Here is a 12,910-nt window from a genome sequence, read left to right as displayed (position 1 = left end):
CTCTTCTTAAGCTTACGCTCGAATGGTTAACCTTAAGTCAACCTCTGTGCTCCACGGCACACTCATGCTCTTTCCCCTGCACGATTGCACTGTAATTAACTTGTTCTACCACCACTCTGAAGCTGGACGCAATACCATCAATGACCGCTTCTGTCGCATCACTTTTTATATTCAGAAAACGAGGGGCCGCAACCACCGCTAAAACCGCGACAATAACAATCACGACAACCATTTCTATTAGTGTAAATCCTTTTTGATTACTCATTGTTATTACTCAACTTGCAGCTAGGCGGGATATTATTGTATAAAAACCAAACTCTATGTGAAGTTATTATAAAGTTCTATAGTGACACGCGCATATTTGGGCTTCGCTTATCAATTTCTGTCCAAATCCACAATTTTCTGTGATTTAGAGGGAATCATAAGTACGTCTAGCAATAAATAAGTGCCACTTTAAAGCAATCTTTTGCCTCTATTCATGCTAGGTTAAGCAAATAAGCCCATAATTAAGCTTCTACTAACGTTAGTCTCCATAAACTGGCATTTAAACAAGGTAATAAAATGAGAACTCTTGGTAACATTATTTGGTTTCTTTTTGGTGGCATTATCATGGGCCTAATGTGGTGGTTCTTCGGTCTGCTCGCTTTCATTAGTATCATCGGTATTCCATGGGGTCGAGCTTGCTTTGTGATGGGGAATTTTTCTTTCTTCCCATTTGGCAAAGAGGCAATTTCCCGGGATGAACTGTTCAATGAAATGGATATTGGGACAAGCCCACTCGGCGTGATCGGCAATGTCATTTGGTTTTTATTCGCGGGCATATGGCTAGCGATAGGCCATATTTGTTCTGCCGTGGCGTGTTTTATTACGATTATAGGTATTCCATTTGCTATACAGCACTTGAAATTAGCCGTAATTTCACTGGCTCCTATCGGTAAGACTGTCGTCACGAAAGAAGAAGCGGCGGTCGCTCGCTATTCAATCAAGCGTTAAGTTTATCTTCGAAAAATATCCCCTTTTCTTCTCTTGAAACGGGGATATATAAAATTTATTTTTCACTCATATTCCATAATCCCCTCTTAAAATGTGATCGCTATTTTGTATAAAAAGCCATCAACACCTACCAAGCGTGAGCTTGATCTCTCAGCCTTTCTTCTACTCCTAACATGCTTATTTTAAGGGTGATTTCACAATCTATTGATTAATTGATAATCAAGATAAATATATATAATAAGGAACATAACGTGAAACACTCTGCTACCACACTCACTTTAGCGGTTGCTGCTGCGTTACTTGCAGGATGCAGCTCTTCGTCGAAAACTGAACCTCAACCAACAGTGCCAAAATACAGCTGTGAAATGTCTCAAACTAGCCAAGCGGATGACCTACGCATCTATCAAGTGATGGTTGAAAGCTTTGTTAATGGTGATGAAAACATTGGTCACGGTACTGGTTATGGTACGAGCCATCACATGGGTGACATTCAAGGCGTCATCGATTCATTAGACTATATCCAGTCACTAGGGATGAATGGCTTATGGCTCACGCCTATGTTTAATTCTGTTCCAGTTGGCGGACAAGAACATTGGGCTGATCGACTAGACGCTACTGGGTATTTTGCAACAAACTATTTTGAGATAGATCCACGCTTCGGCACGCTAGAAGATGCGAAAAAGCTGGTCGATGAAGCACATGCTCGTGGTATGTACGTTTTCTTCGACGGTGTATTTGGGCATCACAAGGGTAATATTGTTCCATCACCTACCGGTAAGATGCCTGCGGGCGCAGATAACCCAGTAGACTACCCTGAGAGCCTCCCTTTTTATCAAGAAGTCGCTGAGTACTGGGTAAAAGAGCTAAAAATTGATGGCTGGCGTTTAGATCAAGCTTACCAAGTACCAAAAGATGCATGGGTAGAGATCCGTAAAACCGTCGATCAAGCATCAAAACAAGTAACCTATCTTAACGACAAAGGTGAATCAGTTAATCCACTTGGCTACATGGTTGCTGAGATTTGGGCTGGCGAAAACCGTATCATAGAAACAGGTTATGGCACGAAACAAAACCCAGCATTATGTTCTGCTTTCGACTTCCCTGTTCGTTACCGCTTAGTGGAAACTTTTGCGGTAAATGAAGCGGGTGTCGGTAATAAAGGTGGAGAATGGTTAGCGGAAGGGATGAATTTGCACTCCCTATACCCACCTCATGCTAAACCGAACCTAATGATTGGTAATCACGATTTAGTTCGTTTTGGTGATTTATTACAGCGTGGTGGCATTGCACAGCCACAAGATGCGGAATATTGGTTGCGCCACAAAGCTGCATTCTCTTTCCAAGCCGCTTATACAGGCCCAATTACACTTTACTACGGTGATGAGATCGGTGATCAAGTCGATAACTTCGCAGCGAAAGTCGAGAAAGATTGTGCCATCAAAGGGATTTGTGATGATCACGTCGCTCGCTCAAGCGCAAAAATAGAAGGTGTCACTGCCACTCTGAATACTAGTGAATCAGATTTGAAACAGTACGTGGCTGATTTAATGAAACTTCGTAGTGAGCACCCTGCACTGTCGAAAGGCGAGCGTATCAATGTCATGGCCGATAAAATCGCTTATGTCGATCACAAGCAGACAGAGCAAGAAGCACTGCTTTATGCTGTCAACCTAACGCCAGATGATCAAGCCATCACTCTCAGCAAAGAAAAGATAGGTTCTGAAGGTTATCTATCAGATTTACAAACACAGGAAACGTTCAGCGCACAAGGGAATGATTACACCATTTCACTATCACCATTTGAGGCTCGATTTATTAAGATTGAGCAGCCATCAAAAGCAGGCCCAGCCGTTGCGGCTGCCGCTGTGAGCGACGGTGTTGGCCAAGGGTTCATGGCTCAATGTGATAACCCGACGCTCGATGAGAAAGGCCCAATCCCGAAAAAAATCTATGTGGTCGGTGACTTCTCTGACTCGGCATGGCAACACAAAGATCACCGAAAATTTGAATACAAAGGTGATGGTGTTTACCAAGTCGTAACCAATGAGAAACCTGGTAGCTACCGCATGCAATATGCAGCGAAAACATGGCACCCACAATTTACTGCGACAGGACTGAGCTTAAAACTAGGTAAAGAAAATCCATTGAAATTTGGTGGTTACGGTAAAGATACTGCGGTTACGATTATGGATGAAGGACAGTATGTTTGGAGCCTTAAATTTGATAAAACGGGTTTACCACTCAAAATCATGGCATCAAAATGTGCTGAATAGTGACCAGTTTTCCGTTACTCGCTTTTATGCTGCGAGCTACTAGATAGCTCGCTTTCAAATAGCAAATGATCATTGTCCACATTGGGGATGCAGTGCTGAGATTTTCAAACTATATGAAGATCATTAACCAGCAAGCATTCCCTTTTTTTATCTATTCTGCATATCAACAACTTGCACACCAACCCATAACAACAGTAAATTCGACTTGGAATTAACATCACATTTATCAATAAAAGTAACCTTACATATAGTTTCTTTTGAGACGTACATCCACTTTAACCTGTTGGTTAATTCTTATGCTTAATTGATTTTTATGTCATTAAACAGAAGGTTATATGTTAAATAGAATAATTACACTAAGTACCCTCGCCCTTCTTTGCACTCCCAACGCCTATGCGCAGATAACGAATGGAGACTTTGAACAGTGGAATGGTAACACCCCGAGCAACTGGACCACGATTGATAGCGGCATCTCAGTATCTCCGACATCAGCTCAAGTAAAAACGGGAGGATTGGCCGCAAAAATTGATGTGAATACTGGTACACAAGGCAGTACTGATTTTTTACAAACCGTTACTGTCGAGCAAGGGAAAACGTACGATTTCTCCGTTGCGCTGTACCATACCGAAGGCAAGGTAAAAGCCCGCCTATACGTCGACGGCTATCAGGGCTATTCAAATAACGGTCAAACCAATCAATGGCAAGATCTTAGCTTTAGCTATACCGCAACTGCGAATAAAGACATTAATGTTGGTTTAAGGTTCTACGATGTCACTGGATTTGATGGTTCTGAAACGGTGTATGTAGACAATTTCAGACCAATGGATTCTGTCACACCACCGCCACCAAGCTGTACAGATACCAGCACCACCTTAACTCTAGTGACCGATGATTACGCTGTAGAAACAAGCTGGACACTTAAAAATGCCAGCAATCAAACCCTTTTTTCCGGCACAGGTTACAGCAATAACACAACAAACAATCAAGAGATGTGTCTAAGCGATGGCGATTATCAGTTCGAAATTATAGATTCTTATGGCGATGGTATTTGTTGTAGCACAGGCAACGGTTCGTACACATTAACTGCGAATGGAAAAACCCTCGCCTCTGGTGGTGACTTCCAATCGAACCAAGTTACCAGCTTTACACTGGGTGATACCACGACGACACCTCCTACCGAGCCACCAGTCTTGGGCGATTACTACAAAGCCGCTGAAGGTAAAACAGGCTTTAGTTTAAAAACCTCGTTGTATCAAATTATCGACAATCACAATAGCCAAGGCTACACGGCGATTTGGGCACTCACGAAAGTGGCAGACATCGATAATTATTTTGAGAAAGATGGATCCATTCTAGACATGTATTCAGAGAAACCTTCTGGCAGCGATAGCGTGCAATTTACTAAAGTGACCAATCAATGCGGTCAATATAGTAAAGAAGGCGATTGTTATAACCGTGAGCACTCTTTCCCTAAAAGCTGGTTTGGTGGCAAGGTAGAGCCAATGAATTCTGATGGTCACCATTTATTTGCAACTGATGGCTACGTGAATTCTAAACGCAGCAACTGGCCATTTGGCGAAGTGGGCAGCGCGACTTATACATCAAGTAATGGGTCAAAAGTCGGTTCATCAGCTTCTAATTTAGGTTATTCCGGTACCGTTTTCGAACCAATTGATGAGTTTAAAGGTGACTTTGCTCGTGCCTATTTCTATATGGCAACACGTTATGAGAATGAAATTGCAAATTGGGAAGGAAATTCAACCAGCTCAAATGCCGTATTAAATGGCACGAACACCACGGTATTTGAACCTTGGTTACTGGCAATGTTGAAACGCTGGCACCAAAATGATCCCGTGAGTCAAAAAGAGATTGATCGTAACCAAGCAGTCCAAGATTTCCAAGGTAACCGCAACCCATTCATTGATCATCCAGAGTTTGTTTCAGCTATTTGGGGGGACTAACTTTCTAACATTAAAACTCATTAGATTCGCTATTTTGAGTACCTCCTTCGTCATTTGAGTATAATCTGAAATTTAGATAACAACTTTAAATGTACGAAGGAGATACCGCTACATACAATATAATGACAACCAAAAGTAGCGTTCACAATTTATATTAAGCATCGTGATACTTATTTTTAATCGCTTTAAATTCAACTAAAGAGTGCTTAAACACTTCTACTAATTTAGGGTCAAAATGCTTCCCTGATTCCGAAATAATAAGGTGAATAGCATCCTCAATTGGCCACGCTTTTTTGTATGAACGTTCACTGGTTAACGCATCAAAAACATCTGCAACGGCAACGATCCTAGCTGAAATAGGTATATCCTCACCTTTAGTTCCATATGGGTATCCCGTACCATCCCATTTTTCATGATGGTACAACGAAATTTCACGAGCCATTTTTAACAAACCAAAAGAGTGCTCCCCAATAATATCGGCACCGAATTCAGGGTGTTTCTTCATAATATCCCACTCTTCACTTGAGAGTTTTCCTGGTTTATGAAGAATTGCGTCGGGAACACCAATCTTCCCAATATCATGCATAGGTGACGCATTAAAAATACTCATTTGTAAATGCTCAGGCAGTCCATACTTTTCAGCAAGCACTCGAGAATAGTGGCTCATTCTAACAATATGTAGCGCTGTTTCATTGTCTTTAAATTCAGCGGCATGCCCTAATCGCCGTATAACTTCTTGCCGGGAGTCTTTTAATTTCTGATTTGATTTACTACCCGCATATAATGTAAACATCATAGATGGAACCGTAAATAAGGCCATCGATAAGATAATAAGCATAATGCTATTTCTAAATCGAACGTAATCTAAAAGAACCTCATCCTCATCAATCTTAATCAACATACCTGCATTAACATATGGGTTCCAAAACACCATGGAGTAAACATTTTTAGATCGGTAATCGACAAATTTATAGAGATGGCTTGATGCACGGTTAGTATCGTAAGCTCGTTTACTCTTTCTAACCGCGTCAATAGTACCAGTGCTATCTCTATCGCTTAAAGTAACCGAAGTTGACTTATTTAGTGGTGGAAAACGATGACTAGATAGCTGATTTGCATTTTCATCATAGGCTACCATTTCTCCGGTTTTAGCAAACTGATACACGGCTAACTTGTCGAAGTAAGTACTACTATTATCCATCTCAATAATGACGACAGCTGTTATCTTTTTGGTCTCAACATCACGATATGGCATAGCAAAAAACAGGACAAACTTCTCAATACCACTTTCCGGATCAGCCACTTTTCTTGCTGGTAATATGCTTGATTCGCCATTGAGTGCTCGGATGAATGAACTTGTTTTCGACATATCAAGTTCAGCTAGAGGATAAGCATCACCATAAGAGTAAATGACATCTAAATCAGATGATATAATGGACTTCGCTCCCGCATATCCCATTCCAGCATAATGTTCAAAGATAGTCGTTAACGTATCGCGAGACGACTTAACAGCACTAGTATCAGCATATTGAATATTATCAATTATATATCTGACACTATCTTGTAGTGGCTTCTTATTTAGAATATGTCTAGTAACACTCGACTTTACATGTCCATCTAATACAAAAGACTCATTCAAAGATTTATTATACTGAACAAATGAATCCTCTAGCCGAGTTTCAATTGATTGTTTATTATAAGTTAATAGTAACCAACTCCCTGCAAGGCTTAAAGTAATAAACGTTGACAATGCTCCCATTACTAAATAAGCAAATTTTTTTGTACCAAAAGCCAGGTATACTTTATTACTTCGATAATCACTGATTAATATTTTAAATATAAAGAAAAGAATAACGGTAAGTAGTAAAAATACAATTAACAGTAAGCCTAGATTTGAAACGGTACCGTCTATTTCTGCTAGTGTTTTTGGGGCTTCACTATAGACAGTGACAGAACCGATCAAATGCCCATTAAACACAATATTAGATTCACCAACATCATATCTAGAAAAATCATGTGGAATCGCTTCGCCTAGGACCGTTTCACCATCATTGATAAAATATAAAAAGAGTTCTCTTGATGTGGCTATATCAACTACCTTTACGGCTTTAACGCTGTCATTTTGAGATAGAATAGCAAGGATAGTACGCTTTAGTTGAGTTTCATCCATATTATAAACAAGCCCTGAGGTAATCTCTGATAGCTCATTAGCCACTCGTAATGCATTGCTGTCTTTGGTATTTGAAACTGGAGATGCAAGACTAAGCGAAGACATTAGTGCAACCATGAATATAGCAACACTCTGGATTAAAACGTTCATTTGCTACCCTTTGTATAGCTATCGATTATAGCTTGCAGCTTTCCGCTCTTTTTCATACTAGCTATCGCATTGTTAATTGCTTCTAAATAAAGCTTTCGGTCTCGGTGTAATCTAATTCTTAACTGGTAAGTTGCAACAGGTTTTGTCATCTCAAGTCCGTATTGCTTTATTTTTTTACTGATAACATCGATAGGGAATATTGCATAATCACAGCGACCAAATTCAACTAGCTTTAATAATTGATTTTCACGAACTACATTAGGCTTTACCTTTGATGTATCGTGACTTTTTTCAGCATTAGGTTCTTGATTAAAAAGATCAAATCCAAGCAAAGTACATAACTGCAACGACTTAAAATCATCAACAGAGGGAGGTGAAATGAACGCTTTAGGGTTATACACGATAACTTCATCTGAACTAAGGATAACATCAGAATATAGACTTATGGATTCTTCTCCTTGCTCAGTTCTCCAGCTAGGATCAATTCCGGGTTCTATATCTAGGATCCCATGCTTCATATAGGCTCGAAGTCGTGCCTGAGGATAATATTTGAATTGAAAATTTATCCCTGTTTGAGCGCCAACTTCACGTAAAGCATCGACGTAAATACCGTGATCTGGTAGATCATCCGTTGCGGTCATGAAATAAGGAGCCCTTCCCCCTTCAATAAGCCCAACATCTAATGACACCGCATTGGCTAATGAAGAATAGAGAAAAACACAAACAGCACTCCACACCATACACTTGATGGCTTTCATTCTTCACCTTGTTGTTTTTTAATATGCATCATGAACTATAATATTCGTTCTATTTATATACTGACATTAATAATTTTACTAAACTATCAAATAAAAAACAGACAGTATAGTGAATAATGTGCGCTATGTAAGTAATAGACCCATTTTAGTTTCGACTAAATTAAAACTAGTGCATACAAATAATGTTAGGTGAAATAATTAACATTTTCACTCCATATTTTATGTGTTTTATAAAAATATAATTATAGTAAAGTATTCTTGTAAAATGCGAATGTCAGATTTTCTGATTTTTAAGAGCATGATCACTACTAAATTGTAACCTAATTGAAAGTTATGAAATATTTGCTATTAATATTACTTAATTAATCTTATGCACCCTGATGAGCTGTAAATGAATCGACTAAAAATGTTTCTGCCATCTCACGCTAAAAGTGTTCTGCTTGCTGTCGTTATAGTTACTATGGCTATTTTGTCTATTACTATATTTACCCAATCTAGTGCCAATAAAGCGTTATTCCAAGCGAATATTGACACGGAACTCTCGATGCTCAAAACTTTAGTCGAGCGAGATATTGAAAAAATTGGGTCTGTTGCTAATTTTTTTCATACCATGCCTGAAGATGAGTGGGACCGATTCGATTCATTTTCAGAGCAAGTTCTTGGGCAAACTCAATCAATCATAGCTCTAGAGTGGTTTGAAAAATCCACCTCACGTAAATACATAGAAAAAATCAACAAGATCAAAATCATATCACCAGAATCAGAACCATTTACCTTTACTCAAAAGGGATTACCACTCGAGTTTGATAATATCTATATCATGACTGATATAACGCCGCGAACAAAAGAGAATATCAAACTTCTTGGTTTTTACGCTGACACGGAAGATTTCCAAGAAGTCGCTCGATATATTGAAACCACGAAACTTCCTGCTATATCCGAAAAGTTAGAGCTTTTTCAGAATGATAAAAGCCGACAAGGCGTTTTACTCTACTACCCAGTCTTCGACCCATCCGATAACCATATGATAGGTATCGTTGTAGGTGTTCTTGATATTGCTAAATATACTAAAAGTCTGCTACTTCAAATCCAAACGACAAATGATATTTCAATTCGAATCAGCGAGATTAACCCTAATGGCTCAAGCTCAGAGTTTTTTACTAATAATGTAGAAAGAATACTAGATGACCTATATTACTTTGAAAGCATTAACATCTATAATCGAGTCTGGGGTTTTGAGTTAACAAAAGAGTTAAGTCTAACGCCAAGTCAGTGGATCACATTGCTCATTGAGCTATTTTTAAGCTTACTTCTAGCACTCTTTGCCTTCATGATCGTCAACATATTGGATGCCCGAAAGAAATATGTTGAAGAAGAGTTAGTTAAAAAAACTAAAGATTTAAATTACTTAGCAATGCATGATTCATTAACTAACCTCATGAACCGTAGAGCTTTTGATGTTCATCTCAAAGAGGTATTAGAGAGGAAATCTAGAGTATCTCTCGCCTTCATTGATCTCGATAATTTCAAATCAATCAATGATAACTACGGTCATAATGGGGGAGATGAAGCTCTGATCCACCTTGCTCGAATTTTGAAAACCTGTACTCGCTCATCTGATGTGTGCGCAAGGCTTGGTGGTGATGAATTTGCTATCACCATTGTGAATGCGGAAGAAAGTAAAGCGATAGAAGTCGCTAACCGATTATGCACCACTCTTGCGAATTCTCCTTTGCAATGGCACCACCAAGATATACACGCCACCCTTAGTATTGGTATTTGCACGCATACTGGCGAAGGTGAAGATGAGTTTCGACACCGAGCCGATGTCGCTTTATATCAAGCCAAAGAAAGAGGCAAAAACCAAGTAGTCGTATATCGTGAACCCGTAAATAAGTAGACGTGATGGTTCAAAACCAGCTTGAAATTATGGCAAAGAGGCAGAGCTTCAGGACTCATTCTTAATTTGCACTCTCAACCATGCCGTGAATTTTTCAACAGCTGGTGATGTGGTATTGGATATTAGAAAATAACCGGCTCCTGCAGTTATGGGCTCAAAAGGTGCGACCAATCTTTTGGTTCGTAGCTCATCTTGAATTAATGCGGTACGAGCCATCGCAATTCCAACGCCAGCTTCCGCAGCCGACATCGCCATATCAGTTCGATTAAAGAAGTGGCCTTGATTAACTTTAATTTCAACGCCATAGATTGAAGCCCATGATTTCCACTCTAGATCTCTGCTCGCGTTGTCCCACGGCATCGCATCATGTAGCAATACAACTGAGTCGAAATCAGAATGCTGTAAACTCGTCGATTCTAACTGTGGATGTCCTTTTAAATATGATGGACTCATGACCGGCAGCAACTTCTCTTTCATCAGTAATTCAGGCTTCAATAACATTGAGTCAGCATGTTTATGAGTAAGTGGGCCATAATCAATCGCAAGATCATAGTCTTTTATCTCACTTTCAACCAACGCTCCTTCCGCAAATATTTGTATTTGAATATCTGGGTATTGCTTATGAAAATTTTCTAAACGTGGCACTAACCATTTAAAAGCGAAAGATGGAGTGAGCTTCAAACGGATCTCATTACTGTCCACTTCTGACCTCAATATCTTATCAATCACACTATCAATATCTTCTAAACCGCTTTCAACGACATCAAGTAACTCTTTCCCCTCATCAGACAGTTGAATACCTCTTGAGTGCCTATGAAATAAAGTGAAACCTAATTGATTTTCAAGCTGAATCAACTGCTGGCTTACCGCACCCGTCGTTACACATAACGCTTTTGCGGCACTGGTTAAGCTACGATGTTTGGCAGTTTCGACAAAAGTAATCAACCCACTTCCCATGCTACTTTTTACATGCTTCACAACCACCAGCCTTTAGAATTTCTATAAACAGGATTCAAATAATATCGATTGTTATAAAAATGTAAAGCACTCACTATTTCGCCATTAACAAAGACTAAGAATTAGACACCGTCAGTCGACGATTCAATACATCATGGGCAGGAATAATAATGGAAATCATCGTTTTAGGTTCAGGAGTAGTAGGTGTAACGTCTGCTTGGTATCTTGCCGACAAAGGCCATCAAGTTACGGTCATTGATCGTCAACCACGCAGTGCTGAAGAGACCAGTTTTGCCAATGCTGGACAAATATCCTATGGCTACTCCTCCCCTTGGGCAGCACCGGGGATCCCGCAAAAAGCGTTAAAATGGCTATTCCAAGAGCATGCGCCACTGAAGATAAAGCCCTCTCTTTCTCCCGAGCTCGCAAGCTGGGCCTCTCAAATGCTGATGAATTGTAGTGTCTCCCGATATAACAAAAATAAACAGCGCATGCTGAGCATTGCCAACTATAGCCGTCAATGTTTAGCAGATTTAAGAGAAACGTATCAACTTAATTACCAAGGAAGACAGAAAGGGACACTGCAAGTTTTTCGAAACCAGAAACAGCTACAAGCGATTCAAAAAGACCTCAAACTCTTACAAGAGAGTGGCACCCATTACCAAATGCTTGATGTTGAAGGCTGCATTACTCATGAACCGGGGTTAGCCGCTGTACAAGAAAAATTAGTGGGAGGCTTACTTCTTCCAGGGGATGAAACCGGCGATTGCTTTCTCTTTTGCCAGCAGTTGACTGAGCTTGCCCAAAAAGCAGGGGTCTCCTTTAAGTTCAATACCCAAATTGAACAACTATTATATGAAGATAACCACATCATTGGTGTCCAAACCGATCAAGGTACTTTCACCGCCGATCAATATGTTGTCGCTATGGGCAGTTACTCTACTGATCTGCTTCATCCGTTAGGGATTAACATTCCTATTTACCCTGTTAAAGGTTACTCACTCACCGCTCCAATCAAGGATGCGGACCAAGCTCCGTTATCAACGGTAATGGATGAAACCTATAAAGTCGCCATCACACGTTTCAGTGATCGAATTAGAGTCGCAGGTACGGCTGAACTAACAGGCTATGACTATTCAATACCAGAAAAGCGCAAAGCCACAATCGAAATGGTCGTACGTGATCTTTTTCCTCAAGCGGGTGAATTTGATGATGCTGAATTTTGGACAGGTTTACGCCCAATGACACCAGACGGGACACCGATTATCGGAAAGACCCCTTTCCTGAACCTCTATACCAATACCGGACACGGAACTTTAGGTTGGACAATGGCTTGTGGCTCCGCAAAATTACTTGCCGATATCGTTTCTGGATCGCCTTGCGAGATCGACGACACGGATCTCAATATGTTTCGGTATCAATCTTAAAAGATGCATCAAGATGAATATTAGCAGTTATTAAATTCAAAAATCGCCCCTCATCTAGCATGAAAAGCTAGCGGGAAAATCAAAATGTGAATAGACATTCGTCGACAGGCATAGTCATTCATTGTCGAAACCTATGACCGTCACCACCGTTAACGGAGTGATACAACTGCGTTTTAACATTTTATTAGCATTTTGTGTCCGTAGTCACGCTACGAGACTAAAACAGATAAATCAGTTAACAAATGAGTTACAAGTCGATTAATATATCGAACACAAAACAACCATAAGAAACACAAGAGCCATACAATTACTAAACAGGGA

The 12,910-nt window shown here is 40.0% G+C and carries 9 protein-coding genes; 5 read left to right on the top strand and 4 right to left on the bottom strand.

The window, feature by feature from the left end; all coding sequences use genetic code 11:
- Nucleotides 1–37 precede the first annotated feature (37 nt).
- Nucleotides 38–265 carry a prepilin-type N-terminal cleavage/methylation domain-containing protein gene (locus tag FCV43_RS20850; RefSeq protein WP_206380332.1) on the bottom strand — a complete coding sequence of 76 codons (228 nt, stop codon included), beginning with the start codon at nucleotides 263–265 and terminating at the stop codon, nucleotides 38–40.
- A gap of 296 nt (nucleotides 266–561) precedes the next feature.
- Between FCV43_RS20850 and FCV43_RS12990 the strand changes: the two genes are divergently transcribed.
- The 3 genes from FCV43_RS12990 to FCV43_RS12980 all read left to right on the top strand — a co-directional run bounded on the left by FCV43_RS12990 (nucleotide 562) and on the right by FCV43_RS12980 (nucleotide 5,227).
- Entirely contained in the window at nucleotides 562–993 is a 432-nt protein-coding gene (locus FCV43_RS12990; protein WP_113796548.1) for a YccF domain-containing protein, read from the top strand.
- Between the two features lie 251 nt (nucleotides 994–1,244).
- Nucleotides 1,245–3,266, top strand: a complete 2,022-nt coding sequence (locus FCV43_RS12985; protein WP_136995435.1) for an alpha-amylase family glycosyl hydrolase — start codon at nucleotides 1,245–1,247, stop codon at nucleotides 3,264–3,266.
- A gap of 335 nt (nucleotides 3,267–3,601) precedes the next feature.
- Complete coding sequence (locus FCV43_RS12980) at nucleotides 3,602–5,227, top strand: endonuclease (protein WP_017053790.1); 1,626 nt, start codon at nucleotides 3,602–3,604, stop codon at nucleotides 5,225–5,227.
- Nucleotides 5,228–5,381: 154 nt separating this feature from the next.
- On the opposite strand, the gene FCV43_RS20845 is transcribed toward FCV43_RS12980, so the two are convergent.
- Both FCV43_RS20845 and FCV43_RS12970 read right to left on the bottom strand, forming a co-directional pair.
- Nucleotides 5,382–7,547 carry an HD domain-containing phosphohydrolase gene (locus tag FCV43_RS20845; RefSeq protein WP_431188292.1) on the bottom strand — a complete coding sequence of 722 codons (2,166 nt, stop codon included), beginning with the start codon at nucleotides 7,545–7,547 and terminating at the stop codon, nucleotides 5,382–5,384.
- On the bottom strand, nucleotides 7,544–8,305 hold the full coding sequence (locus FCV43_RS12970) for a substrate-binding periplasmic protein (protein WP_136995434.1): 762 nt from the start codon (nucleotides 8,303–8,305) through the stop codon (nucleotides 7,544–7,546). The genes FCV43_RS20845 and FCV43_RS12970 overlap by 4 nt, the downstream gene beginning before the upstream one ends.
- A 391-nt stretch (nucleotides 8,306–8,696) precedes the next feature.
- Here FCV43_RS12970 and FCV43_RS12965 point away from each other — a divergent pair, with 391 nt between their 5' ends.
- Nucleotides 8,697–10,205: a sensor domain-containing diguanylate cyclase gene (locus tag FCV43_RS12965; RefSeq protein ID WP_136995433.1), complete on the top strand. Its 1,509-nt coding sequence runs from the start codon at nucleotides 8,697–8,699 to the stop codon at nucleotides 10,203–10,205.
- Between the two features lie 48 nt (nucleotides 10,206–10,253).
- On the opposite strand, the gene FCV43_RS12960 is transcribed toward FCV43_RS12965, so the two are convergent.
- Nucleotides 10,254–11,162 carry a LysR substrate-binding domain-containing protein gene (locus FCV43_RS12960; RefSeq protein ID WP_170961657.1) on the bottom strand — a complete coding sequence of 303 codons (909 nt, stop codon included), beginning with the start codon at nucleotides 11,160–11,162 and terminating at the stop codon, nucleotides 10,254–10,256.
- A gap of 170 nt (nucleotides 11,163–11,332) precedes the next feature.
- Here FCV43_RS12960 and FCV43_RS12955 point away from each other — a divergent pair, with 170 nt between their 5' ends.
- Complete coding sequence (locus FCV43_RS12955) at nucleotides 11,333–12,589, top strand: D-amino acid dehydrogenase (RefSeq protein WP_136995431.1); 1,257 nt, start codon at nucleotides 11,333–11,335, stop codon at nucleotides 12,587–12,589.
- Nucleotides 12,590–12,910: the final 321 nt, after the last annotated feature.

This window comes from Vibrio genomosp. F6 (assembly GCF_005146325.1).
Classification (GTDB): domain Bacteria; phylum Pseudomonadota; class Gammaproteobacteria; order Enterobacterales; family Vibrionaceae; genus Vibrio; species Vibrio cortegadensis.
Note: the sequence above shows the minus strand (reverse complement) of the source record. Positions and strands in the feature narration are given on the sequence as shown.